The 25,305-nt window shown below is 58.8% G+C and carries 19 protein-coding genes and 1 tRNA gene; 11 read left to right on the top strand and 9 right to left on the bottom strand.

All coding sequences use genetic code 11. The features are described 5' to 3' along the window. Positions 1-105 precede the first annotated feature (105 nt). From KF841_07335 to KF841_07325, 3 genes are read right to left on the bottom strand one after another with little or no spacing between them, the layout of a single operon-like run. Positions 106-3,648, bottom strand: coding sequence for an isoleucine--tRNA ligase (locus KF841_07335; GenBank protein MBX3395166.1), 3,543 nt, complete (start codon positions 3,646-3,648; stop codon positions 106-108). 54 nt (positions 3,649-3,702) lie between these two features. Continuing rightward, a complete protein-coding gene (locus KF841_07330) occupies positions 3,703-4,254 on the bottom strand; it encodes a GNAT family N-acetyltransferase (protein MBX3395165.1) in 552 nt (183 codons plus the stop codon). Then, positions 4,251-5,759, bottom strand: coding sequence for an MATE family efflux transporter (locus tag KF841_07325; GenBank protein ID MBX3395164.1), 1,509 nt, complete (start codon positions 5,757-5,759; stop codon positions 4,251-4,253). The genes KF841_07330 and KF841_07325 overlap by 4 nt, the downstream gene beginning before the upstream one ends. A 467-nt stretch (positions 5,760-6,226) precedes the next feature. Here KF841_07325 and KF841_07320 point away from each other — a divergent pair, with 467 nt between their 5' ends. From KF841_07320 to rpsD, 5 genes are all read left to right on the top strand, one after another. Next, positions 6,227-6,634: a protease complex subunit PrcB family protein gene (locus KF841_07320; protein MBX3395163.1), complete on the top strand. Its 408-nt coding sequence runs from the start codon at positions 6,227-6,229 to the stop codon at positions 6,632-6,634. Positions 6,635-6,755: 121 nt separating this feature from the next. Next, complete coding sequence (locus KF841_07315) at positions 6,756-6,977, top strand: NifU family protein (GenBank protein ID MBX3395162.1); 222 nt, start codon at positions 6,756-6,758, stop codon at positions 6,975-6,977. 174 nt (positions 6,978-7,151) lie between these two features. Continuing rightward, positions 7,152-7,679, top strand: a complete 528-nt coding sequence (locus tag KF841_07310) for a hypothetical protein (GenBank protein MBX3395161.1) — start codon at positions 7,152-7,154, stop codon at positions 7,677-7,679. Further along, positions 7,676-9,241 carry a tRNA (N6-isopentenyl adenosine(37)-C2)-methylthiotransferase MiaB gene (miaB, locus tag KF841_07305; protein MBX3395160.1) on the top strand — a complete coding sequence of 522 codons (1,566 nt, stop codon included), beginning with the start codon at positions 7,676-7,678 and terminating at the stop codon, positions 9,239-9,241. Before KF841_07310 ends, miaB begins: the two co-directional genes overlap by 4 nt. A gap of 295 nt (positions 9,242-9,536) precedes the next feature. Next, positions 9,537-10,148 (top strand): 30S ribosomal protein S4, encoded by a 612-nt coding sequence (rpsD, locus tag KF841_07300; GenBank protein MBX3395159.1) that lies wholly within the window; start codon positions 9,537-9,539, stop codon positions 10,146-10,148. A 218-nt stretch (positions 10,149-10,366) separates the two neighbouring features. Here the strand turns inward: rpsD and KF841_07295 are convergent, their stop codons facing one another. Together KF841_07295 and KF841_07290 are read right to left on the bottom strand one after the other, a co-directional pair. Further along, the gene (locus tag KF841_07295) at positions 10,367-12,901 is read right to left on the bottom strand and encodes a choice-of-anchor D domain-containing protein (GenBank protein ID MBX3395158.1); all 2,535 of its coding nucleotides are present in this window, start codon (positions 12,899-12,901) and stop codon (positions 10,367-10,369) included. A 174-nt stretch (positions 12,902-13,075) separates the two neighbouring features. After that, a complete protein-coding gene (locus tag KF841_07290; GenBank protein ID MBX3395157.1) occupies positions 13,076-13,693 on the bottom strand; it encodes a hypothetical protein in 618 nt (205 codons plus the stop codon). 297 nt (positions 13,694-13,990) lie between these two features. Between KF841_07290 and KF841_07285 the strand changes: the two genes are divergently transcribed. Then, entirely contained in the window at positions 13,991-14,557 is a 567-nt protein-coding gene (locus tag KF841_07285) for a sigma-70 family RNA polymerase sigma factor (GenBank protein MBX3395156.1), read from the top strand. 104 nt (positions 14,558-14,661) lie between these two features. After that, positions 14,662-17,211, top strand: a complete 2,550-nt coding sequence (locus KF841_07280; GenBank protein MBX3395155.1) for a serine/threonine protein kinase — start codon at positions 14,662-14,664, stop codon at positions 17,209-17,211. 4 nt (positions 17,212-17,215) lie between these two features. On the opposite strand, the gene KF841_07275 is transcribed toward KF841_07280, so the two are convergent. From KF841_07275 to KF841_07260, 4 genes are all read right to left on the bottom strand, one after another. Continuing rightward, positions 17,216-18,106: a hypothetical protein gene (locus KF841_07275; GenBank protein ID MBX3395154.1), complete on the bottom strand. Its 891-nt coding sequence runs from the start codon at positions 18,104-18,106 to the stop codon at positions 17,216-17,218. A gap of 167 nt (positions 18,107-18,273) precedes the next feature. Beyond that, the gene (locus tag KF841_07270; GenBank protein ID MBX3395153.1) at positions 18,274-18,981 is read right to left on the bottom strand and encodes a class I SAM-dependent methyltransferase; all 708 of its coding nucleotides are present in this window, start codon (positions 18,979-18,981) and stop codon (positions 18,274-18,276) included. 112 nt (positions 18,982-19,093) lie between these two features. Further along, positions 19,094-19,534: a BlaI/MecI/CopY family transcriptional regulator gene (locus tag KF841_07265; protein MBX3395152.1), complete on the bottom strand. Its 441-nt coding sequence runs from the start codon at positions 19,532-19,534 to the stop codon at positions 19,094-19,096. 209 nt (positions 19,535-19,743) lie between these two features. Further along, positions 19,744-19,817 (bottom strand) — tRNA-Cys (locus KF841_07260). A gap of 496 nt (positions 19,818-20,313) precedes the next feature. Between KF841_07260 and KF841_07255 the strand changes: the two genes are divergently transcribed. The 4 genes from KF841_07255 to KF841_07240 all read left to right on the top strand — a co-directional run bounded on the left by KF841_07255 (position 20,314) and on the right by KF841_07240 (position 24,891). Next, positions 20,314-21,291 carry a 23S rRNA (adenine(2503)-C(2))-methyltransferase RlmN gene (locus tag KF841_07255; protein ID MBX3395151.1) on the top strand — a complete coding sequence of 326 codons (978 nt, stop codon included), beginning with the start codon at positions 20,314-20,316 and terminating at the stop codon, positions 21,289-21,291. A gap of 692 nt (positions 21,292-21,983) precedes the next feature. Then, positions 21,984-23,303 carry a GTPase HflX gene (hflX, locus tag KF841_07250; protein ID MBX3395150.1) on the top strand — a complete coding sequence of 440 codons (1,320 nt, stop codon included), beginning with the start codon at positions 21,984-21,986 and terminating at the stop codon, positions 23,301-23,303. 128 nt (positions 23,304-23,431) lie between these two features. After that, the gene (locus KF841_07245; protein MBX3395149.1) at positions 23,432-24,136 is read left to right on the top strand and encodes a PilZ domain-containing protein; all 705 of its coding nucleotides are present in this window, start codon (positions 23,432-23,434) and stop codon (positions 24,134-24,136) included. A gap of 2 nt (positions 24,137-24,138) precedes the next feature. Continuing rightward, complete coding sequence (locus KF841_07240) at positions 24,139-24,891, top strand: PilZ domain-containing protein (protein ID MBX3395148.1); 753 nt, start codon at positions 24,139-24,141, stop codon at positions 24,889-24,891. Positions 24,892-25,305 lie beyond the last annotated feature (414 nt).

The raw sequence follows: 25,305 nt of genomic DNA, 5'->3' as shown, positions 1-25,305 counted from the left end.
TCTACTTAGGATCATCCTCATCAGGAATCTGGCGTCGACGATGCAACTTGTGAATGGACCAAGTTGCCACCGACGACGCACAGGCCTCCCGCTGTGGTTCAACACTTAAACTGGCTTCACGTAAATCTCGGCAGTGCGGCCGTCGAGGTCAACTGTCACGGGTTCGACACCTGTAAGACGTTGATCCACAATCGAGTCCGCAAGCGTCTCGGCGGTGATATACGCCGCGTGCGCATGAACGATGCGGCTGACTTCCCCGTCGCCGACGATGGCCAGTTGGATCCGCTGCTCATAGCGCAGATCAAGGCCCTTGCGGGCCTGCTGAATCTGGTTGACCAGATCTCGGACGTAACCCTCGTCGCGCAGCTCTGTCGTGATATGCGTGTCGAGAACGATGATGCCGCATCCGGGAATGCGCTCCGCTGCATAGCCGTCCCGTGCGTGGAGTTCGATGAACAGAACATCCGGCGTCAGTTCAACATCCTGCCCGTCGATGTTCATATGGTATGAACCTTCCGCTTCAATCTGCCGGACGATCTCATAGGGCGTCGGGTGCTTTGCCAATGCGGCCTTGATCTTCGGCGCGAGCGGTCCATGCTTGGGTCCGATGATCTGAAAATTCGGCTTGACCTCGTAGTGAACGCACTTGTCGATCTCGGCATGCGTGACAAATTCGATACGCTTCACGTTCAGCTCGTCGCGGATGATCTCCTCATAACGCCTGATCACCTCGGCCTGGCGGTGAAACAATTCGATCGATCCGAGCGGTTGACGCACACGCAGCTTCGCCGCGGAGCGTGCCGCGCGGCCGCACGACACTAGCTGTCGGACCCATTCGATCTCCTCGTTCAGGCGGACATCAACCACCTTCTCGACGGACTCCCTCGTATCTGCCGTGACCGGATAGTCGCACAGGTGCACGCTGATCGGCGCCGCCTGATCGTGGGATCGCACAAGGTTCTGGTACATGGACTCGGCGATGAATGGTGTGAACGGGGCGATGAGCTTGGCCGTCGAAACCAGGCAGTGGTGCAGCGTCTCATATGCAGCACGCTTGTCCGAATCCATTTCGCTTTTCCAGAATCGATCACGACTGCGTCGGACGTACCAGTTCGACAGCGCATCGACGAATGCGCTGAGTGTGCGGGCCGCATTGAAGTTGTCGTAGGATTCCATGCAGTCATAGACGCGAATGGCCGTACTGGCGAGTTCGCTGCGGATCCAGCGATCCAGCGGGTTAAGCGTGGCCGCGCCATCGTCGGCGCGTCGGTCCGCCGGCGTCCACTTGTCGATGTTCGCGTAAATCACGAGGAAACTGTAGCAGTTGTAGAGTCGAATGATGAACTCACGTTGCCCTTCGGCGATAGCGGATTCCTGAAACCGGATGCTGGTCCACGGCGTCTGGCCTGAAAAGAAAAGCCAACGCATGGCGTCCGCGCCTTCGTGATCGAAGATGTAGGTCGGCTCCTTGTAGTTCTTCTTGCTCTTCGACATCTTCAGGCCGTCTTCGCCCAGCAGCAGGCCGAGGACGATGCAGTTCTGGAACGGGTGAGGATACGGCACGGCATCAGCGCCGGCTGTCGGATCGATGTTGGCGAGGGTGCCGCGGGCGACTCCATTCTGACCAAACAAGAGCACGCTGATGGCCGTCAATGAGTAAAACCATCCCCGCGTCTGATCCAGCGCTTCCGAGATGAAGTCCGCGGGGAATTGCTCGCAGAGTCGCTGCACGCTGCCGGCCGCGTGCGGGAATCCCCATTGTGCAAAGGGCATCGCGCCCGAGTCATACCAGCAGTCGATCACTTCCGGCACGCGGTGCATGCGGGCCGGCTCGGTCGCCTCGTCAGAATCACGGGTGCCGCAAGCCGGGCACGCGTATGTCAGCGCGTCAATGTAAGGCTTATGCACCTTTAGATGATCGGAGAGTGTCGGTTCAACCCGCTTCGCGCGTTCCCAGACTTCCTGTCCGGCAACACCGGGCTTGGACATTAGCGCGTCGTACGACTCAACGGCCTCCATCATGCCACAGACGCGGCACTGCCAGATCGGCAGAGGTGTCCCCCAGTATCGCTCGCGCGAGAGCGACCAGTCGACGTTGCTTTCGAGGAATTTCCCAAAACGGCCGCCCTTGATATGGTCGGGCAGCCAGTTGATGTGCTCGTTGTTCTCAAGCATGTCGTTTTTGAACTGCGTTGTGCGAATGAACCAACTCTTGCGAGGATACTGAATGAGCGGGTCCTGTTCGGCTCGCCAGCAGAAGGGGTAGTCGTGGCGATATTGCTCCTGGTGCAGCAGCGTCGCGATGTCGACCGCTGCACTGTACGCCCTCTTCTCCTTCAACTCACGGATGATGTCCTTGTCGCAGTCCTTGACCCAGCGACCTTCATAGGCAGGCGCATCTGCGGTGAATTTGCCGTTCGGCGCGACGGCACAGAGCAGGGGAATGGAGTCCGGCTGCCGAAAGCGTTTCCGCTCCTGCTGCAGCAGATCGAAGTCCACTTCGCCGAAGGCCGGCGCCTCGTGAACAAGACCGGTCCCCGAATCAAGCGTGACGAAATCCGCATGAACCACGCGCCAGAGAACGTACGGCTGCGGAGTCCGACCGTCGCCGACGGCGCTGTCAGTCAAGGCCGCACGATAGTCCCCGAGCGGCACACCGGCCTCAGCGCCCGGGATCAAGTCGCTGGCGGGGCGTTTGCGGTAATAGTCGAACGGCGGGCGATAGCTCAGCCCGACCAGTTCGGATCCCTTGACGGTCCGCTCAACCTTCCAGCATTTCTTCTTGGCCTTCTTGGCGATCTGATCCACCAAGGCCGAGGCGAAGATCAGACGCTCGCCGGTCTCCTCATCGTGGACCACCGCGTAGTCAAAATCCCGGTGGACGGCTGCAAAGCTGTTGGACGGCAGCGTCCAGGGCGTCGTCGTCCAGACCAGAAACGATGCGTTCAGCCTCTCCGCTCCGAGGCCGGAGGACGATTCGGAAAGTACGGCCCTCGCATGCTCGTCGATGACGATGGGAAATCGGACATAGACGCTTGGATCATCGACTTCGCGATAGCCCTGGCCGACCTCGCCCGATGACAGCGCCGTGCCACCTTGCGCCCACCACCAGACGATTTTGTGCCCCTGATAGAGCAGGCCGGCATCGAAGAGCTGCTTAAGGCTCCACCAGACGCTTTCAACGTAGCTCTTATGATAGGTGACGTAGGCCTCTTCCAGGTTGACCCAGAAGCCGAGTCGGCGGGTCAGAGTTTCCCATTCCCTGGTATAGCGAAACACGCTTTCAAGACACTTGCGATTAAAGGGCTCGACCCCGTAGGCCTCGATTTCCTCTTTGCTGTGAATGCCAAGTTCCTTGCAGACCTCGACCTCGACAGGCAGACCGTGCGTGTCCCAGCCGCCCTTGCGAAGACAGTAATGCCCCGTCATGGTCTTGTAGCGAGGGAACAGGTCCTTCATCGCCCGCGTCAGGCAGTGGCCGGGGTGGGGCAGGCCGTTGGCGGTGGGGGGGCCTTCGAAGAAGACGAAAGGCTTGCCACCCTTCCGCGCGTCGAGCGATTTCTGATAGATGCTGTGCTCATCCCAAAAGCGTAGGATGTCCTTCTCATTCGCCGGAAAGTCGATGCTGGAGGGGAGTTCTTTGAACATTTGAAGTCTTCGATTCCGCCTTGTGATAGATACCACGATTCGACGTTGGATATGCTACGCTCCAAATAGTCGCTCTCTCGTCATCTCATACTGAACCACGCATGCTTCGCCGTCATGTCCGATCGTGGAGGCCGCAGCAAGCGAATAGCCGCACTTCTCGATAACCCGAATCGACGCCGTCAGGTGCGGAAGAGTCTCCGCCACGATTCGCTGGACCCGGCGATCGAGAAACGCCCAGTGCGTCAGGGCTCGAACTGCTTCGGCTGCATAGCCCTTCCCGTGGTGCGCGTCCAGGATTGCATATCCAATATCCAGTCGGCCATCCCGCGGCGGGCCCTTGAACCCGACGAAGCCGATTAACGACTTCTTTTCGCGCAGAACTAGATACCACGCCAGCCCGCTCATCGAACTGCCTCCGGAGTCGATCAGACGGACCAACGGTGCTTGAGCATCAGCCATGATCTCCGGCGGCCACTCCGGCGGAACATGAGCATCAAGCGCCAGGGCAAATGCGGCGTGATCGCCTTCCGCGGCAGCGCGAGCCATTTCGACGTCACCGCAAACGAGTGACAGCCGGGGCGTTTGAATGACCTGTCGTCGGTTCACGAATGGACTCCGATGTTCCCCGCGAAGGGATCGTCGATCGCGGCGAGTCCTCCCTCGGAATTCGAACCTTCGATCGACGCAGCCACGGCGCCAGAGGCTTCCGGCTTCGCCTCAAACAGCCTGATCTGCCGCCACGCTCCGTGAGCAAATCGCCGCCAGAGAACAACGCCCAGAATCGTAATGTAGAGCGTACAGATCATCCACGGACCGTGTAAGCCCATTTGCGGGACGAATCGGACCATGCCGTAGCCCCCGCCCATGAATACGGTCCAGCAAAGAAGAACAAGTACCACCGCGGGCCATTTCGTATCGCCCGCACCCCGAAGCGCGTTGATATAGACGATGCACAACGCGTCGGAGACCTGGAACAGCGCGGCCCAGATCAGTATCCCGACCCCCGCGTCGATCACTGCCTGATCGTCCGACACCAATGACATCAGCAATCGGGGAATCAGCAGAAAGAACAGGCCGATGAACCCCATGTAAGAGCCGGTAACGATCAATGCGGCCTTCGTCTTTCGCATCGCGACGTCCGGCTTGCCTTCACCGATTGCGTGGCCCACCAGTGTACACAATGCCACGCCTACGCCGATGGCCGGCATGAACGCAACATGCATGAACTGGATGCCCACGTTGGATGCTGCCAGCGTCGCGGTGCCAAAGCCCTGCATGATGACGGCAAGGAACAGGAACCACGCCCCCACGTCCAGAACCCACTGAATCGCAGTCGGTCCGCCTATTTTCAGCGTGGATAACAGCCGATTTCCGTCGAGTCCGCGGTTCGCTCGTGTTCCAAACCGGTCCCGGAATTCTGCAGAAAAGAACACCCACCCGAGTACAACGAGCCGAACGACCCAACCGAAAATGGTCGCAATCGCCGCCCCGGTAATGCCCAGTTCGGGAAAGCCGCACTTCCCGAAGATGAGCAGGTAGTTCCCGACCACGTTCGTGATCAGAGCGGCGATGATGGCCTTCAGGGCCACCCCCGGCTTCTGAACGCCGTTGAAAAAACCTTCGAGGCCGGCGCAGGCCACGCCGAAAGGCACGGACCAGAATGCGACGCGGCAATAGTCGGCCTCCATGGCGCGGACCGCCGCTGGCGCGTCGATTCCCGCCCAGACCGCATCGGAAATCAGGGTCATGGCGAATGCGATGGGGATCGTGAACACGGCGATATACATCGTCTGCCACGCATAGCCACTCGCTTCGCGGGGTTCACCTCGACCCAGCGCTTGAGAGGCAAAGGTCTGAACGCTGGTAACGACGCCCATGCCGAGGCACAGAGCCATGAAGACAAAGAGCGTGGCCGGACTGATGGCGGCAGTGGCCTCGGTGCCGAGGAACGAGACCTGGTAGAAGTCCGCGAAGCCCATGAGCATGCGTGACAATGTGATTCCAATGATCGGCATCGCGAGTGTCAGCAGCGTGCGGATGTCGGCGACCAGCACGGATCGACTGTGGGTCGGCTCGAGTAACGGTGCGTTGGATGTTGATGCAGCTTGCATTAGGGAATGACTCTGGTGCTGTGGGCGGCGACCGGCCGCCTTGGCTCTCATTTTCTATCAAACAAAAAAACCCCGGAAACTCGTGGTTTCCGGGGCTGGTGTGTTCAAGTCGGTCGCCGTGACACACTAAACCAGGGAAACCCCTCGCGCAGTCGGATTGCTGTCGAGGACACTCGCCGTCCTCGCGACAATCTTCAAAGAGTTGGGTTTGAACTGGCTCATGTACGGAACTCCATGCATGGAGATTAGTGGCCGTGGTTGCTCACGTCAAGGCGGCGGTCGGCCCCCCCTTTGAATATCGGTGCGTCCGGCCTAACATTGAACCCATGCGGAAGCGTTCTCAGCCTAATCGGTCCTTCGGCTTGGCGGGTTGCGAGGGTTCCTCGCGACGAAACGCCGCGCTCATCCTGGTGGCGTCGCTCTGCTTGGGTTGGAGTTGCATAGAGTCCGCCGACGGGATCAGTGAGATGCCTTCGGATGGAGAGGAACTGCCGATTCTCCGCGAGGTGGTCCGCGTTCATTCGCATGAAACCCGCGCGATGCGGCTTGTCATTCGGGACTCGGCGGCCCTCGCGAAGGTTCCGCTCGAACAGATTCCGATTGACTTTGATCACGAGATGATGCTTGTGATAACGCTCGGTCGCGTCCCTTCCGATCAATACCGCGTAAAAATTGACCGGGTCGTCAGGGAGGGGGGCGAACTCCGCGTGGAGTCCTCGGTCGTCCAGCCGCCGGAAGGTGCCCCGCTTGTTCCCTCAAGTCCCTATTGCATCGCCGTTGTTCCGAAGTGTGAACTGAACGTCGCCGGGTTCTCCAGCAATCCGCCGGCGAGACAGCGGACATGGACACAAAGTGAACCGGGATTCGGTCGTTGATCCCCGGATGATTGCGACGCGCCATTCTTCACGGCTATACTCTGGCTGAATGGCTGCGGGCGTCATTGGCCGTCCCGCCGAGGAGTGTCGGATGTCACAAACCACCCGAACGATTGACGACATCAGGGCCGATGTGACGGACATCATCCGCCAGCTTCGGCCGGCCGTTCAGAGTGATGGTGGAGACATCGAGTTGATCGACGTTGGCGTCGATGGCGTGGTCAAAGTCCGGCTTCACGGCGCGTGCATCGGCTGCCCGTCGGCCGCCGTCACCCTCAAGCTCGGCGTGGAGCAGTCTTTGCGCGACAATGTGCCTGAAGTGAAAGAAGTTGTCTGTGTCTGATCCGCGCGCTCCCGACGGCGGTGGCGACAAAAAACATTGAAAAACAGCGCCCGCTTGATGCTCGACATCGAAAGTTCAGCTTCCTAACCCCTCCCGCTTGAGGCTTACCGCGTGCGTGACCGGATGATACGAAATTTTCGATCGCATGGAGATTCGCGAGCTCGAGCGATTGTTTTGCTGTCGGCTTTTGCGGTGTGCATTGCGATCATGCAGTATGCGCGTGCTGCAGGCCGTGAACCGACCGGTTCGATTGGCGCCTATCAGCCGGGAAAAATCAGCGGCGACGTGAGCAAATCCGGCGGTCCGGCGGCGTCGGCATCGCGCCGCGGCGAGGCCGTTCAGGCGATTCGCGAGGGTCGTTATGACACCGCCGAGTCACTGATCCGGGCGGCCATGAAGTCGACCCAAAGCACCGGTGTAAAAGACAACTGGCGGATAGTCGAATCGGAACTGGAGTTCGCTCGGAAGCGTTACACGAAGTCAGCCCTGATCTCGATGCGAATTGTCATTCTGACACCTGAAAGCGAGCAGGTGGGGGCAGCATTGTTTCGCGCGGCCCGGGCGTATGAGAAGCTCGGCCGCCCCGCCAAGGCGAGGGAACTTCACCGCGAGTGCATTGAGCACCGAACGACATCTGACGCGATACGAAGGAAATCGGAAAAGCGCATCGAAGTGCTCGATGCCGCGGGCGAGAAAGCATGAGCTCCGGCGAAACGGTCTATCTTGAGACGATGGGATGCCAGATGAACGCCCTTGATAGCGAACTTGCGCTCGGTGCGCTTCTATCGCGGGGCTATCGAATCACGGGTGACATGAATGCGGCATCCATTGTCGTGCTGAACACATGCTCCGTCCGGCAGCATGCCGAAGACAAAGTGTATTCCCGCCTGGGACAACTCAAGGGTTCGCGAAAGCGGAGCGCCGACCAGATTATCGCTGTCATCGGCTGCATGGCTGAGCGGGACGGCGACGGCCTGCTTGCGAGAATGCCGCATGTCGACATTCTCTGCGGGCCGACCGAGCTGGGCCGACTTCCGGGTCTGATTGACGACGTTAAAGCGACTCGATCCCCGGCCGTCGCGCTTTCCGGGCGTCTGCGACAGCGGTCGACTCCGATTCGATCAGGCGGTGGTCATGACGACCTGGAAGCCCTCGATTCCGGTCGCGTGTTCGGCCTGTCCTCCCATCCGGATACGCCGAAAGTCTTCGGGCGCCATCAGGCGTATGTCCGCATCACGCGCGGTTGCAACAAGTATTGCACGTTTTGCGTGGTGCCCTATACCCGCGGGCCGGAACAGCATCGACCGCCGGGCCAGATCGTGGATGAAGTGCGCCGCCTGGCGGATTCGGGTGTCGTTGAGGTGACGCTCCTGGGTCAGACAGTCAATCATTACGAGTATGTCGGCGAAGGACCGCGAGGGCGGACCACCTTTGCTCAACTGTTGAAGCGCGTGCATGACGAAGTGCCGCAACTGCCACGTCTGCGGTTTGTCACAAGCTATCCGCGGGATTTCACGGATGAGTCGCTGGAGGTCATGGCCGCGTCCGAGCGAATCTGCAAGTACCTGCATGTTCCGGCGCAAAGCGGCAGCAACGACGTGCTAAAGCGGATGAACCGTGGCTACACCGTTGAACAGTACATGAGCCTGATCGACCGGGCGCGGAAGCTCATGCCGGATATTTCGATCGCAGGGGACATGATTGTCGGCTTCTGCGGGGAGACGGAATCAGATTTCCAGATGAGCATGGATCTGCTTCGGAAGGCTCGCTATAAAAACTGTTTTATCTTCAAATACTCGCCTCGCCCGGGAACGACAGCGGACGGGCGATTCACCGACGACGTCCCCGATGAAGAGAAGCGCCGAAGAAACAACGACATGCTCGCGCTTCAGGCCCAGATCAACGTCGCGAATCATCAGGCGATGATGGGTCTCTTGGCCGAAGTGCTTGTCGAAGGGCCGAGCAAGGTCGAAATGAAACGGCAGGAATCGGAACAGGATCGCGGCGACGAGGTTGACGCAGCCGATGAACGGCCCCGCGCCGGCTCGGGCACGTTGCAGCTTGTGGGTCGAACCTCCGGCGACCAGATTGTCGTCTTTTCGGGGTCGCGCGAATTGATCGGGCGAATGGTGGACGTGCGGGTCATCGCGGCGACCCCCTACACGCTTCATGGCGAACTAGTTGACGGCGGCAGGCCGAACGGCAGCCCAATGGTTCAATCAAACCACTCCCGCGGCAATCTTTCGCTTGATGTCCTCAATTAACACCGCTTTCGGGGGGTTTGGTGGGGTGGTCGGCGGCGGGCCGAGTATTGGCGGCAGGCTGATCGGCTTGCTCCGCGGGGAGGTAACCTTTATATTGTGGGGCTCCCAAATGTTTCCGGCTGCCGGCCGGGAACCGCGTTTCAGGCCTGTCGGACCGCGCCGACGCCACAGGCCTGTGATTGAAATCTGGACGGCGCGGAACCGCCGCAAACGGCATTGTCCGACGAGGTTGTCGGCAGGGTGTGTCTTCCCTGAGATTTGCGGCGTGTGAAAGACAAGCAGGAGTCTACGGAGAATGGGAACGTATCACGGTCCGAAAGTTCGATTGTCCCGCGCCCTCGGCGTGCCGATCGCGGAAACCCCCAAGCACATGCGGCTTCGCCGCGAGAATCCGCCCGGCGTGCATGGGCTGGGCGCCGGTCGGCGCAAAAGCCTTTACGGCGAGCGCCTCATTGCCAAGCAGCGGCTCGCTCGCTATTACAACGTTCGCGACGGACAAATGCGCCGCTACATGAAAGAAGCGAGCAAGTCGAAGCGAACCACGCCCGTTGTCCTTCACGAAATGCTGGAGACCCGCCTCGATAACGTGATTAGGCGTCTGGGCTGGGCGCGAACGATCTGGCAGGCGCGGCAGATGGTTTCACACGGGCACTTCACCGTGGATGGTCAGCGCGTGAACATTCCATCCTATGCTGTGCAGCCCGGGCAGCGAATCGCCGTGAGGCCGAAGAGCCTGAACGTCGTCAAGCAAATCAGCGAGACGGCGGAGTTTCATCTTCAGCTCGATTGGCTTCAGCGCGACGATGCGAAATTCGAAGCGACCATTGCACGAATGCCCGCGCTGGAAGACAGCCGAATTCCCTTCGATGTCGATTACAACCTGATCGTCGAGTACTACAGCCGCTAGGCTTTCATTCAACGCGACTACATCGTGATCAGGCCCGCGACCGAACCGTCGCGGGCTTTTTCACGCGCGGTGCGATACAAGTCCGCGGCTCCGGGTTCCTACAGCGCGTCCACGCCTTCTTATGCACGCCGGGCGTTGAATGACCACGGCCCCGTCCGACCGGAATCGCACGGGGCCGTCTGGGCCGATTGATGGAATTCGTGAGTGTGCGTCGGCAATTATTTCACCCGTCTCGCGGTGTATCGGCGACGCTGTGACACTGTTCCGCCGCAGGCCATCAGCATGAAGGTGAGCAGCGACGTGCCCGCTCCCATTCCACACAGACCGTTGTTGCCGCCTGCGTTCTGATTCTCGTTGTCGCCATTGTTGTTGTTGTTGTTGTCCGGATTGTCGTTCACGATCTCAGTGCAGTCGGGCACGCCGTTGCCATTCAAGTCGATGCGATCGTCCTCATCGGCGCACAGATCGCACGCATCAATGACGTCGTCCCCGTCTGAATCAATTTCGCATTCGTCCGGGATGCCGTTCGCATCACAGTCCATGCTCGCACCGGACTCGATGTCCTGAGCGTCCTCAATGCCGTTGGCATTGCAGTCAGTGATTTGTGGTTCAACGGCCAGGCCCTGTGTCCGCAGTTCCAGTCTGAACGGGCTCGGTACAGCGTTACTGAAGAAGCGGGCTAGCGTGATTCGATCGCCTTCGTCCGCCGGTACGCAGGTCAAGCTGAGTGTTGTTGACGCGCCGGGTGCGATTGTCGCCTGTGTGAAGCTTGCTGAATATTCGGCGGACTGATTGCCGGTGAAATCGATATTCGAGATATTCAGCGTGGCGGTACCCGTATTGAGCAATTCGAGGCTGATCGTGGCTGCGGTTCCGATTTCCGCACCATCCAACTCAACGAGATCATTCTCGGCAAGCGTCGCCCCCACGAGGCTTACTTCCATCTCGGGAATGAGTTGAACCACACCGGTGCCGCTGACGATGAAGCTGAAGTTCGGCTGATTCGGATCGTTATTCGGCAAGGTCATGACAGCCTGCCGCAGACCCGCCACGGACGGCGTGAACACGACGACGATAGTCGTCGTTCCGTCCGGTGCGATCGTGCTGGTCAGCATGTTAAACGCGAAATCCGCCGCACCCGGACCTGCGAAGGTTGGCTGGCCCAGATCGAGCGCGCCAGGTCCGCCATTCACGATCGTCAGCGTTCGATTCACGTTCGCACCGGTATTGGCATTGCCGAATTGAAGCGTCGATCCGTCAAAAATCTGTTGGCCGGCGGCAACGTTGAAGACGCTCATCGAAGCGGGCGCCACAGGTGGGGTCAGCGCGGCGTTACTGATTCGAATTGAGTATCGCTGGCAGTCGCTGAAACCGTCGATTGAGTAGACCTCCGCGACCATGTAGCCGGCGGTCTGGTAAGGAATCGGCGGATGGTATTCAGCCTCACCGGCTCCATTAAAATCGATCTGTGCCAACAACTGGAAGGTGTTGGTTTGCGCGGAGACGCGCCTCCAGAGTCGCAGGCCGAGATTGCGAACGGCCTTTGCGTTAACCGTGGTCGTTAAGTTTGGATTCGATTGCGGGGCGAATTGATAGGTCGTGCCGATCGGATCGACACGAATGGCGATCGGCACGCCGGCGAACGCGGTGAACCCGTAGAAATCCGCGGAATCCGCGCGTTCCAAGGCCATGTTGTCAAAGGTCAGCACTTGCGCGCCATTTGTCGGAGAGGTCAGCGGGCCGCCGAGGAAGCTATTATTTGCGATGACGTTGTTCGCTTCGAAGCGGTCGCCGTAGAGTGACTGTGCGCCACGGATGTCATCTTCCTGCGGTCCGTCATATGCCGTGGAGAGAAATGGCTCCATCAATTTGGTACTGTCGGTCGGCAGGACGTGGTTCAGCCCGAGTCCATGACCGTGTTCATGGGTGAGGATGTTGCGGAGGTTGAGATAGTCGTTGACCGGATTTACGAACTGCCCGATGTCGAGGCTGTCGAGGACCATGTCTCCGCCAAACTGCGGAAAGAAGTTAACGGCGAGCGGCTCACCCAGCGACCTCATCGCGATGCGGATGTCACCTCTCAGGCCGAGCGCTCCAGCGCTTGTCGGGAATGCAGCGCCGTCGTCGGCGACTTCGACGTATGTGATGTTGAGAATTTCGCCCCATTGATTCAGTGCCTGTGCAAACTTGGCTTTCCACGCGACTCGACCTCCGGGGAAGTTTGCATCGAATCGGGTGAAAAGAGAGCTGGGCTCACTCTCGACCGTGCCGGCGATTGTGATCGGTGTGCCGTCCGGCACGAAGCTATAGGTCAGAGTCAATCGCTCGCCTTGTGCGACGGCACCGTCTGTGGCCGTGGCGGTCCATCGACTGCCCTGAGGGAGAAATGAGGCAAACTGTTCATCGGGGAGTTGCTGAAGCACGGACAGGACGCCGACCTCATCCGCCGCAGGATCGAAGAGTATGCTCATGCCGGACAGCGTGACGCAGCGGCCGCAATCGTCGTGGTGATCTCCTGCGTGACCGTCCGGATGGTCCACACCTTGTGCGACTGCCCACGATCCGCCGTGTGTGACCTCAGCCACCTTCTTTGCGATCATCTCCTCGCGAGTCAATGAATGGAAAGTTGCCTGTGAGGCATCGAATCGTCCGTCTGATGCGAATGCAGTGGACGAAAGCAGCAGGGCGGTCAGTGCCAGACCGGCCAGGCAGGCTACTGAATTCAATGATCGGAAGTGGCGGATCATGTTCATATTCGTGATCTCCTCTAAAAATCGGTCGAAACTTTTCGGTTTCGGCCGGTCCGGGATGGCAGACGCTCGGGCTAAGAGATCTGCCGGTCCCGCGACCGACCGAACAACCCAACGCTCAACCTTGTCACGAACTTCCCGCCGCGATGGACTGCGGATTCTCATTTTGGAATGAAATTATTCGCAATTGTCGTCCCCATCGGTCACAAAAGTCCGGGTATTGTTAAGGAACGTCTCGCCGTTCGCGTTCTGCTCAATCCGCAATTCGGACGCGAACAACTCGCCCTCGGAGACCTGCTCCGCGTTCAGGACAAGCAGGACCTGAGAGGGGTTCGCCTCCACCCGAACGCTCCATTTTCCTAACGCAGCAAATTCGTTCCGCGAGAAGTTCGATCCGATGGTCGTTTCCTTGACTTCAAGATACGAGAACCGGCCGTTCGAGCACAACTTGAGGTCGCTGCGGAAATGATCAATAAACGCGATACCACTGACCGGATCAAAGTTGCTTGACGTGGAGATCTCTGTCAGGACTTTTGCGTTAAGGAACTCCCGGGTCTGGCTTTCCAGTGGGTCGACTGTTTCGGGCTTTTCTTCGTCGCCGTCGCGGGGAGCGTCCTGGGGCCCGTCCGCCGGGCTATCGACTCGACCGTCGGATGGAAGTTCCGATTCGGTCGGACCGGTGCCTCGATCGAACGGTCCCAGGTTTTCGGGGCCCGTCCCGGCGCATTGAGCTCCCATCGTGGGGATTAACGACAGGGCGATAATCATGCAGTGACTGGTCAATTTTCGAATCATGATCTGGGCTCCTTAAGGGTTTGCGTTCCTGAATGGTTTTCGGCAAGCTGTAGTGAGGCCACATGCAACCACGGCGGGGAGTACAGGCTCGCCCCGCGCCTGAGCGACGTTCGGATGGACCGATGCACTTCGGATCTCGGTACGTCGTACGGGACTGCTCAGGAATTTTCACGATCGGACAGGCCGTCTGGACCGCGAAATTTGATTTTTTTCTCCGCATCGCGTGGGATCACGGATTAAGATTCGGGCGGGTTGTCCTCGGAAACCGGGGGCCGGTGTTCGCTCTGGACGAAGCAGATGGAATCAGTCCCGACAGATGAAGCGCTGGTGTCAGGCGTGCATCGTGGCGACGCCGACGCCTTGTCACAATTGACGAAACGGTACTGGGATGCGATCCGTCGATTTTGCGCGGCTTATCTGGACGATGAGGCGCTAGGCGAGGATGTCGCGCAAGACACTTTCGCGAAGCTCGGATCAACCGAAGAACCGCCGACCGGTGCAGTGAAGCCCTGGCTTTACAAGGTGGCCCGCAATCGATGCCTGGACATCCTGCGCCGGCATCAGCGAAGTCCGACGCATAATCGACCACTTAAGAGCGGATTTGATGCGGCGCGCGACACCGCCGGACCGCACACGCGCGTTGCGAGGGAGGAACGTGCGGCATTGATCCGCCAGATTATCGGAGCGATGCCTGAGGAGTATCGGGAAGTGTTGATTCTCAAGCACTTTCAGGGTCTCTCTCGCGAAGAGATGGCCGAGGCGCTCGGTGTGACAGATGCGACAATCAAGGGCCGGCTCGTGCGGGCGTCGGAGCACCTTCGGCAGATGCTGGCGTCGCATACCCGTTTCAGTTCAAGCGAGTGAGAGCATTTTCAGAAGCATTTGTGCGATTGCTTTGGGGTTTGGTGCTTTGCGGCCCGCGGATCGCGGCGCTTTCCCGTCCCGCGCTTCCTTCGTAGGATGAAATCATGTCCTGCGACATGTCACATGATCGACTCTGGGCATTTGTCCACGAACAAAACGAAAGCGATGCTGTTCGTTCCGAGGTGGCGGCGCATGTGAGTTCATGCCCGTCCTGCCGCGAGCAAATTGACGAAATGCGAGAGATTCTTGGAGAACTGGACCAGATCGGCCTATCTCCGCGGCGCGCCACCGAAATTCGACAACCGGAATTCATTGGCGCGTATCGCATCATTCGGCGAATTGGCCAGGGTGGAATGGGGGTTGTTTACGAAGCGGAGCAACGTCAGCCCGCGCGACGTGTCGCGCTGAAGCTTGTCCTCGGCGGCGTTCATGCCGACGAATTGCGCGTACGGATGTTCGAACGTGAAGTGCAAACGCTCGCGCGGCTGAATCATCCCGGGATCGCATCGATTTATGAAGCCGGAATCTCGGAGGACGGACAGTGCTTTTATGCGATGGAACTGGTCGAGGGGGTGGAGCTTTCGACCGCCATGCGTGCGGGCGGGGTGGAGGGATCGGGCGGGGTCTCCACCCGCGCCGGACTGCGTCGCCGTCTGGACCTGTTTTGCACGATTTGCGATGCCATTGCGTATGCGCATCAACGGGGAATCATCCATCGCGATCTGAAGCCTTCCAACATTCTGATCACTCCTGAGGGTCGGCCGAAAATTCTGGATTTCGGGTTAGCCCGAGCGATCGGGCCCGAGGCCGGCATCGCGACGCTGGACACCGGCACCGGGCGCCTGTTGGGCACGGTTCCCTACATGAGCCCTGAGCAGGCACAGGGGCTGACCGATTCCATCGACGTGCGTACCGATGTTTATGCGTTGGGGGTGATTCTTTATGAGATACTGCTTGATCGGCTGCCATATGACGTGAGCAATCGATCATTGCTTTCAGCGATAAAGGTGATTTGCGAACAGGCGCCCGCTCCGCCGAAAAAAATAAACGGCGCGATCCCCGGCGATGTCTCGATCATTCTCTTGAAGGCGCTGGAGAAGGATCCTGCGCGGCGTTATGCGGCCGTTTCAGCTCTATCAGATGATCTCCGGCGGTTTCTGTCGGGCCACACGATTGTCGCTCGCCCAGCCAGCGCGAGCTATCAGCTACAGAAGTTTGTCGCTCGTCATCGACTGCCGTTCGCATTGGCTTCGGCGCTTGTAATTTCGCTGATCACCGCGGCCGGTTGGATGTGGAGCGACGCGGTGCGAGAGGCTCGCCGCATTCGGCGTCTGAATGAAGTGCTGACGCGCTTCTACGAGACATCTGATCCGTGGAATCGAGGGCGTCGCGACGTGACGGTGCTGGAGGCGCTGGGCGAAGCACAGCGAATGGTTGATCGCGAACTGGTTGACGAGCCGCTCGTCGCCGCCTCGCTGCATCACACGCTGGGAAAGCTGTTTCGCGGATTCGGAGATTACCCCGCGGCCGATCGGCACTTGCGAGCGGCGAATGATATCTTCCGGCGATTGCGCGGTGATCGCAATTCTGACACGGCGATGGTTTTGCGCGATCTGGGGGAGAACTGCTTTCTTGCCGGTCAGGTCTCCGAAGCCGGGAAACTGTTCTCAGCAGCACTGGAGATTACGAGACACCTCCAGCGGCCGCCTCACGAGGACATCGCAGTCAACCTGAATAACCTTGGTCTCGTGCTGAAGACCGAGGGCAAACTGGATGCGGCGCGTGCATGCTACATCGACGCGCTTTCCATGCGGGAGTCCATCCTGAGCGAACTGCTTTCCAGAGAGGACACGCCCATCGCGGCCGTGAACGATGCGAAACGAAACGCCGCGGAAACATTCAACAATCTTGGCGCACTCGCTCGCCAGGGGAAAAAATACGAATCCGCAAAGACCTATTATCTTGAAGCCATACGCCTGCGACGCGAGGCGCTCGGAGAGGGTCATCCGGACGTTCAGAAATCGTACAACAACTATGGCAAACTGCTGTTTGATCTTGAAGAGTATGACGAGGCAGCACGATACTTCCGATTGGCAATCTCGGTTTTGCGAGAGGACAAGAACCTCGGCGAGGAGCATCTCTTTGTCGCCCGTGCGATGCACAGTCTTGCCCTGACTCAGAAGGCGATGGGTCGGCTGTCTGAAGCGAAAACGACCTGCATCGAAGCGCTTCAACTGCGTCGAAAGGCGGTGGATCGCGGGGTGCTTGATGCCGGACAGGGCGATCTGGCCGACTCGCTCGGATTGCTTGCGGAACTGCTGCGAATCGAGGGGAATCGGCAGGAGGCGAGGGCGGCACTCGACGAGGCATTGGCGATCGGCGACGCACGATACGCCGCAGACGACTGGCGAACTGCTTCGCTTCAAAGTTCGCTTGGCGCGATGCTGTTCGAGGATGGCGAATCTGATCTGGGAATCCAGCTTATGAAATCGAGCCTTGATCGGCTTCGTGCCGTTCGTGGAGATTCAGCCCGCGAGACGCACGACGCCGCAGAGCGTCTCGGCGTCGCCTACGAACAAGCCGGACGGCTTCAGGATGCCACCGAAGTGCGTGAGTCGATGGCCCGTCCGCGAACATCCGAAGCCGGGCATTGAGTCGTCACGTCTGCGGAGGCGGGCTTCTGTCGCGGTCACGCAATCGCTCGTAGAGTGCGTCTTCAACCCGCCTCACAGCGAATGCATAGACGACGGTTCCGGCGCAGCTGATGAGCAGCGGGGCAAGGAATACCACCGGCGTGAATCCCGCCAGCTCCTTGACCTTGGCGGTCATTTCTGGCGTATTGTCCTGCACGCCCTGCTGAAGCGCCTCAAGCCGCGCCTGCTCGATCGTCGCATTCAGCAGGTATGTCGCAGTCAAAAATGTAGCGAGGACCAGCAGTGATGCAATTAGATTGACGCGGGCCCAGTTTATCGACGCCCCGGACTTCACCCCCCGCAAACTGCCGGAGTCCTCCGCGCTGAAGCGCGCGAGGCGCAACAAGGCATACGCTGTCCAGATGATATTGACCACCGGAATCAGCGAAAGCCCCAACGCAAGGCCCGGTGAGACGACGCGATAGCCAAAGCGCTCCGCGTCGACATGTACCCGGAAGATCCACATCAACTGCATCACGATAACCACGGCAATGCAGACGAGCCAAAGGCATGACACCGATCCGAGCAGCATCGAGACCGAGGGCGGGAGTTTGGAAACACCGCCCGACGCGCCAAGACTTGGAAACAGCACGCTCAGCAGGGCGAAAAACGTCAGCCATGAGGGCACCCAGATCCAGAACCCCAGCATCCAGTTCGTGTACGCCGGTCGGTCAGGCCGCGGAAGCAGTGGAAGCGGCTGCGGAGCGGGGACGCCGGATCGGGATGTGTCCTCAATAACCGGCAGGAAGGTGACATTACAAACCGGACACTCCAGTTTCTTATCAAGGTCGGTCCTTGCAGCCTGCAATTCGTGCCCGTTCGGACATTGAAGTATCACGTGGTTCGGATCGATCATGCGCGTTCTTTCATGTCACATTTGTTGCGTCGATTGTATGTGCAGTCTGATCCATGGAACAGTCGAGACACCTGGTGTTCGTGACGACCGGGGCGGCCGACAAGGTTCGGAACTCCGCGCGATGGTCCGATTTCAATTGGCTGGAACCTTCCAATCGGTCATTGCAATCAGGGCTGGAGTTCGAAAACCAGCAACATCGGCCAGCCAAGGTATTTCACCGCGCGCGGCGATCGTGCCGTGAGTGCCTCGTCGGCCACATGTTCCTCCATGCGCGCAAGTCCAAGGCCCGAACGAATGATGGCCATGACATAGTCTGAGATGTGATGCGGCTCACTCCGCGGACGTGTTTCCTGACCGGTTGTCGGGTCGCGAAACCTCGCTTGGGTGCCCTTGAGCATCATGGCTGGATGCAGCGTTGATGCAATGATCCTGCCGCTTGAACGGCATACGCGGCCCATTTCCCGAAACAGTCTTTCCAGATCGGCGACATGGTCAATCACCAGGCAGCAATTCACGCGATCAAATGAATTGTCAGCAAACGGAAGATCGTGAGCGACGTCGTGAACAAGAAAGCGGATTGGATGGCGAGTCGATTTCTCTCGCGCCTTCCTGAGCATGCCGAGCGAGAAATCAAAGGCGGTCACGCTCGCCCCGGCATCCGCCAGTTGGTGCGCCCATCGACCCGTGCCGCAGCCGACATCCAGCACATCAAGTCCGCGAGGATCCCCATGCAGCCGTCGAACCACCGGTTCCTCGAGTTTGACAAGGGGGTTGTCGTCCACGTCGTAGAATTCGGCCCACCGGTCATAGCCCTCGCGTGTGGGGACGATAATCGGCGATCCCATTTGCGTGATGGGAGGCAACTCGGCTGTCATGAACGAAAGAATACTTCGAGGGGGCAAACTCTGCCAGCCGAAGCCCCCGAAGGATCGGCGGACATGGCCGGCGTTCCGCGATCTTCAAGATGAATTGAATTGTCCGGTCGGGCTAGCGACGCGATTTCCTGGAAGGCCTCATACTGCCAATCAGTTTTTTCAGTTCAACCAACTCAGAATCGATCGACTTGGCAACCTGAAGGATGGTGGACACCATGTCGACGACCCGACCCTGGAAGACGCGATCGAGCATCTCGCGAACGAGGCGTCGATGCAAATGGACGGGGCTTGTTCGGGATTTGAATACGAAGGCCTTTCCAACCGCTCCCTTCTCCTTGGAAACAAGACCCTTGTTAACCAGCCGATTCAGGAGTGTCACGACTGAACCGTGGGCCATCGGACGCAGGTTCTTCATCATTTCGCGGATGCGAGCGGCCGTGACCGGTTCTTCGCGCCATACACAGGACAGGACGTCCATCTCGGCATTTGGAATGGAGTTCAGCGTGAGCTTCACATCAGCTGACCGCCCGGCGGGATGATTCTTCCTAGGCATTGAACAGATCCTCGATCAAGCTCGCCCCCGCCGGTTCCGGACGGGAATTCGAGAGACCTAAATCGCGTCTGGCTCCCGGAGGGAATCCTCAGCGCCGCTAGCAAAGTTCCGGTGTCGATAATCAGGATTGAGAATACAAGCCCACGAAGCCGCGAATCGCCTCAGACGAGTCCGGCACAATTCGAGCCAAGATGAAGAGAAGGGGTTCAAGGCCGCGGCCGGATTCGAACCGGCGAATAACGGATTTGCAATCCGTCCCCTTGAACCACTTGGGTACGCGGCCGTCGACGTTGAAATAACGTTCAACGACCTAACACTTTTAACGATTCGTGGTGTTTTCGTCAAGCATTGACTGCACATGGAGACCGCCTTTGGGCACAGGCATCCTTGAAGGAACATGTTTTCGGATACGTCGCGTTATTTACATTTGTTCCCGTGCCCATGTCGGAGAAAAATTTCTCAGCCGCCGCAACGTGCGCCATCCCAAGTCAGATCAAGCTTCTATAGGTCTAGGGATAGGGATGCGAAAGTCCGCGGCGGGACCTCATACAACTGAAGTTCCCAAGCGGTGACCTGATCGCCACCCTTAGTTGAATTACGCATCCGGGCGGGATCGCAGACGCAAGAGCAGGGGTCAATCGATTTTGCCAGGAGTTCTTCATTTGACGCATCGCCGTCGGGTCGGTTTCCAGTCGGTCCGGCCGTCGGGCTCGCAGCCCGAGACGTCGGAGAGTATCTTAGTAGACGAACTCGTAGTGGTCAATTTCGAATCCTCCAAAATGTCATCCATCTTTCACAATCCCAGTGTCCCGGTTGTGGCGTCGGGTCGTCGGCCTGTCACTAAAGTCCTTGTCGACGGTCAAACCACAAAATTCTGTCAGAGCACAACGGATGGCTATGAAACCGAAAGCGTCATCATTCCAATGGGCGCTCGTGACAAAACTTGGAATACACTGTGTGTAAGTTCGCAGGTTGGCTGTGCCCGGGCTTGCACATTCTGCCAGACCGGCCGCATGGGGCTGATTCGAAATCTCACGGTCGAGGAAATAGTTGACCAGGCGACGGCCGCCCGACTGGAACTGCACGCTGCGATCCGGAATGTGGTCTTTATGGGCATGGGCGAGCCAATGGACAATCTCGACAACGTCATTCGAACAATCGAAATTTTCCACACAGATCGCCATAATCCGATTGCCAGACGTCGAATCACTGTCTCGACTGTCGGAAAATGCAGTGGAATCCGGCGATTGGCACAGTTGCGGTGGAAGCGGTTGGGATTGGCCGTATCACTGAACGCTTCAAATGATGCCGTTCGCTCGCAGATCATGCCCATTAACCAACTTGAGCCGATGGCGGAACTTCGCAAGGCGATCGCCGATTATCCCGTCCGCGCCGGTGGCCACGTCCTGATCGAGTATGTATTGATCAAAGGATTGAATGATCAGATTGAGCACGCTCGAGAGTTAACGCACTATTTGAGCGGACTGCCGACTTGCGTGAATCTCATTCCCTGGAACGCGGTCGAAGGCGTGGCATTCGAGACACCCGACGATGAGACGGTCGACGCATTTCAGTTGACGCTGATGAATGCCGGACAACTCGCGTTTCGTCGAAACACGAAAGGGCGAGCCGCGTCAGGGGCATGTGGTCAGCTTGGAAACGCCGAGTTGCGGCGGAGGACGGCTGAAATCGCAGGAAAGGGGACCACTCGGATCGGCACCGCGACCGGGTTACGGATTGGCCACCGGGGGTTTTGATTTGCGTGGTACGGAGCGACGATTCGGGAGCCCTCTCGTCGGCGGTCGGCGAACGGAAGGTTTCGATTCCTCGGCATCCGCCGTCGGCGATCGGGTCGCGCCGGGGATCGCGGGCCGCGGTCGACCGGAGTATGCCGGGTGGGGCAGTCCGAGAACGCTGAGGGGAACTGATCGTTCCTCCGGTTCGGAAATCAGATTGTTCGGAAGCCGCCGGGACCGCGCGTCCGGATCGAACTGGGTCAGTGACATGCAACTGCTGAACCATCGACAGTGCGATCGAGGGCAGAGGCTCTCTGATCGACCGAAGCACGGTTCGTAGCCTTCGCATCGCTGAAGCGCGTGTATGACGAACAGGTTCGGCATGTTGCCGGTTTCAATTGCAAATCGAGCTGCCCGATCGCTGGCTGCGTGAAACTCAAGCATGATCGATCTTCCGAATGGGGGCCGCCTTGTGGTATACTTCGATTTCGAAGTCCGTCGGGAATCTAGTCGGCATCATTCGGTTGGAAATTAAGTCGAATCCGTCCGCATCGCTCGATTCCTCCGCGGGGGCGACATACTGCGGTGGCAAACAGAATTTGACCGTCGCTTCAAATGATTTCTAGAATGATAGGTTCGGCCACCGCCGTTCTGCTGCGTTCTGTGAGCGGGATAAGAAACGAGCAGTGCGTTCCGAATCGACAAGGAGCCACTTGAAAGAAGTAAAACGTATCTCTAACGGCGTCGCTGCGGAAAAAGCCGTACTCGTCGGACTGATTCTTCCCGATCAAGATCGAGGCGTGACGCGATACGATCCGCTGTCTGAACTTGCCGCCCTGGCCTCGGCCGCCGGCGCTGAGATTGTCGGTCGAATGGTTCAGCGCCGGCCAACCGTCTGCCCCGCTACATGCATCGGGAGCGGCAAGGCAGCGGAACTGGCGTTGTACGCTGCGGACAAGTCGGCCGATATCATCATCTTTGATAATGACCTGGCTCCGTCTCAAATCCGCGAGATTGAGAAAATTGCCAAGAGACGGGTCATCGATCGGACTGAGTTGATACTCGATATTTTCGCCAGCCGGGCCCGCACCCATGCCGCCAGGCTTCAGGTTGAGTTGGCCCAGTTGGAGTATACCGCGCCGCGGCTGCGCGGCATGTGGACTCACCTCGAGCGAATCGCAGGAGCCGGCGGTGGTCAGGGAGCCGGCGCGGTCGGGGGAATCGGTACGCGCGGCCCTGGTGAGCGTCAGATCGAAATTGACCGTCGCCTTGTCCAGAAGCGCGTGACCTTTCTGCGGGAGCAGCTTCAGCAGATCGACAATCGCAAGCTGCGCGAGGTTCGGTCACGAAGCGACCATTTCACGGTCAGCCTTGTCGGCTACACCAACGCGGGCAAGAGCACGCTGATGAATGCGTTGACGGGGGCGAATACCCTCGTCGAGGACAAACTGTTCGCCACTCTCGATACAAAAACCCGTCGGTGGGACCTCGGCGGCGGGCAAAGTTCGCTGCTTTCCGATACGGTGGGATTTGTGCGGAATTTGCCACACCATCTCGTGGCGAGCTTTCGGGCCACGCTTGAGGAGGCAATTCACTCTGATCTGTTGCTGCACGTGATCGACGCATCGAGTCATGACGCCGCAGGGCAGGTCAGAGCGGTTGAACATGTTCTGGTGGAGCTTGGATGCTCCGATATTCCGAGAATCAACGTACTCAACAAGGTCGACGCGCTCCAAGACGATTCGTCGATCCATCTGCTCCGCAATGAGCTTGATGATGCGATCGAGATATCCGCGCAGACTGGACAGGGAATTCCCCGGTTGTCCGAGCGTGTTATCGAACTCATGCGGCATCGATACGCACGAGTTCAAATCGAGACTTCCAGTTCAAACGGTCGATTACTGGCCTATGTAAGCCAGTACGGTCACATTCTGCACACGTCCTATAGCGATGAGATGATGCTGCTCGACGTGCGACTTCCCACGCAGGAGATTCCGCGTGTCGTGAATCTGGGCGGGCGGGTCGTATCTTAAGTAATCTCTCGTAATCTCCGAGATTTCATACAGTTCATGTAAGGCCACGCTCGCGGTTCCACCGGGCGGAAGGTCCGCTGTCCTGTATTGCGATCGCACGCGCCGATGCGGTGATCGGGAGCGCTTCGATGCGTCACGCCATCAAACTTGATCAGGATGCCACGGCTCAGGCACTCGAATCGGCTGTCCGGCAGCAGGTTCCGGTTATTCTCGAGTCCCCGGAGTTTCGCGGAGCAACAATCAACGGTTTCGTCATCGCCGGGGACTCTCAGGCCATTCTGATGAAAGTGACCGGACGACCGGCGATTGATCTCCGCCGAGTCATCGACACGCATTGCGACGGCCAGATCTATGGTGAGCGGCGATTCATGTTTCGCACACGAATCACGAGCTCGCCTCGTTGGGGCGAAACACAAACGCTGGCTTTTGAGCGACCGTGCGAACTGGTCGTAATGGAACGCAGACGATTCTTCCGCGCGAGCCTGGCTCCGTCCTCCAAGGTGTCGTTGTCATGGACGCGCAACGGCCGGACGCACCAGTATCAGGCGGCACTGCTTAACATCAGCGCCGATGGGATCGCCTGTCGGGTCGAAGATGCGGTGGCGATGAACGTTGATCGCCATGAGCGTTTGATGACATCCTTCGAACTTCCCGGCATTGATCGCATCGAACTTCCGGCCACGGTTTCGAACATGATGCCGGGTAGTGAAGGATGCACCTTACTGGGACTCCAGTTTGTCTGTAGCGAGAAGGACGCGCGAAAGATCGCGAACCTGCGTCGGGCACTCGGTGCCGACGGAATTGGTACGGCCGAATTCATTGCAAAGGCATGAACATGACCCATGTGACAGCTCCAGTCGAATCCGACTCGCAGACGGCCGTTCTGAATTGGGCCGTCGAGAAGCAGGTTGAGGCGAATATCTCATTTGCGATGGAAGGCCGTTGGGTAAGTCTGCGGTCGGTTTTTCGTCGATTTGACGCCGGCAACGGAATAATCCAGGTTGTGATTGAAGAGGATGCCCCTGAATCTGGTGAAAACCGATTTCCCGGGACGGGTGAGCAGGTCGGCGTCTCATTTCGGCGCGGCCACAAGAAGTGCCTGTTTCTCACTCATGTCGTCACCGCGCAGCCTGAGAAGAACGCGGACGGTCGAACGAACGTCGGCGTCGTTCTGAGACTGCCCAGTCAGGTCCGGGCCATTCAACGCCGCGCCTATCAGCGCGTGATCGTCCCTGAGAACACATTTGTCGCCGCCAAGATCTGGGAGGGCGGCGTACCGACGGAAGGCGCTGTGGCGTGGCCGGTTTGTTCGGGGCGGGTCGCCAACATTTCGATGGGCGGCGTGCTGATTGAGACACGCGCCGATCAGAATCCACGGTTGTCTTCAGGCGAAGTCGTCGGAGTGGAAATCACGACACGTCCGGGCGAATCGCTGTTGCTGGACGGCATGTACCGGCATTGTGTGATGGACGGGCAGCGTCGGCTTGGCCTGGGTTTCCATTTTGCGGGAATCGAGCACGAATTGCCGGGCCGCGCGACGATCCAGCAGCTCTCCGACTTCGTCGCACGTGTTCGCGCGATGCGGTAGTCGCGGCATCCACTGCCCAACTTGATGTGGCTTGGCCGTCTATTCGCCAGGTAAGAGACCGGCAAATGTGCCATATTTGTGGCATTCATCGGCCGGAATCACGCGCATAAAAAAAGAGGGTCCGAGCTCGCCGTTACTCGGACCCTCCAAGCCAGGCTGTCCCGCCAATCGGCGGAAGACCCACAGCCTCGGTCATTTCTATCGGCACGAATATCGGGCCGCTTGAGACCCCGGTCCGACGAGTCCATGTGATTCCGTACAGCCCATCGGTTATCGGAGCATGCCGTCATTTCAGCCCGAGTCTGCTGCGAACTTCCGTGATGATGTCCCGCCCAGTCCGCCTGAAAAATGATTGTCGCGCCCCCATTGGCCGGAAGCGGCAGTCTTTTCCCGGTTATCGGCAAGAAATGCTGA

The sequence above is a fragment of the Phycisphaerae bacterium genome (genome assembly GCA_019636475.1).
Taxonomy (GTDB): Bacteria; Planctomycetota; Phycisphaerae; order UBA1845; family UTPLA1; genus JADJRI01.
Note: the sequence above shows the minus strand (reverse complement) of the source record. Positions and strands in the feature narration are given on the sequence as shown.

Coding starts and splice junctions, on each gene's coding strand:
- KF841_07335 (MBX3395166.1), bottom strand. CDS start 3,648: ATGTTCAAAGAACTCCCCTCCAGCATCGACTTTCCGGCGAATGAGAAG.
- KF841_07325 (MBX3395164.1), bottom strand. CDS start 5,759: ATGCAAGCTGCATCAACATCCAACGCACCGTTACTCGAGCCGACCCAC.
- KF841_07320 (MBX3395163.1), top strand. CDS start 6,227: ATGCCTTCGGATGGAGAGGAACTGCCGATTCTCCGCGAGGTGGTCCGC.
- miaB (MBX3395160.1), top strand. CDS start 7,676: ATGAGCTCCGGCGAAACGGTCTATCTTGAGACGATGGGATGCCAGATG.
- rpsD (MBX3395159.1), top strand. CDS start 9,537: ATGGGAACGTATCACGGTCCGAAAGTTCGATTGTCCCGCGCCCTCGGC.
- KF841_07295 (MBX3395158.1), bottom strand. CDS start 12,901: ATGAACATGATCCGCCACTTCCGATCATTGAATTCAGTAGCCTGCCTG.
- KF841_07290 (MBX3395157.1), bottom strand. CDS start 13,693: ATGATTCGAAAATTGACCAGTCACTGCATGATTATCGCCCTGTCGTTA.
- KF841_07285 (MBX3395156.1), top strand. CDS start 13,991: ATGGAATCAGTCCCGACAGATGAAGCGCTGGTGTCAGGCGTGCATCGT.
- KF841_07280 (MBX3395155.1), top strand. CDS start 14,662: ATGTCCTGCGACATGTCACATGATCGACTCTGGGCATTTGTCCACGAA.
- KF841_07275 (MBX3395154.1), bottom strand. CDS start 18,106: ATGATCGATCCGAACCACGTGATACTTCAATGTCCGAACGGGCACGAA.
- KF841_07270 (MBX3395153.1), bottom strand. CDS start 18,981: ATGACAGCCGAGTTGCCTCCCATCACGCAAATGGGATCGCCGATTATC.
- KF841_07265 (MBX3395152.1), bottom strand. CDS start 19,534: ATGCCTAGGAAGAATCATCCCGCCGGGCGGTCAGCTGATGTGAAGCTC.
- KF841_07255 (MBX3395151.1), top strand. CDS start 20,314: ATGTCATCCATCTTTCACAATCCCAGTGTCCCGGTTGTGGCGTCGGGT.
- KF841_07245 (MBX3395149.1), top strand. CDS start 23,432: ATGCGTCACGCCATCAAACTTGATCAGGATGCCACGGCTCAGGCACTC.
- KF841_07240 (MBX3395148.1), top strand. CDS start 24,139: ATGACCCATGTGACAGCTCCAGTCGAATCCGACTCGCAGACGGCCGTT.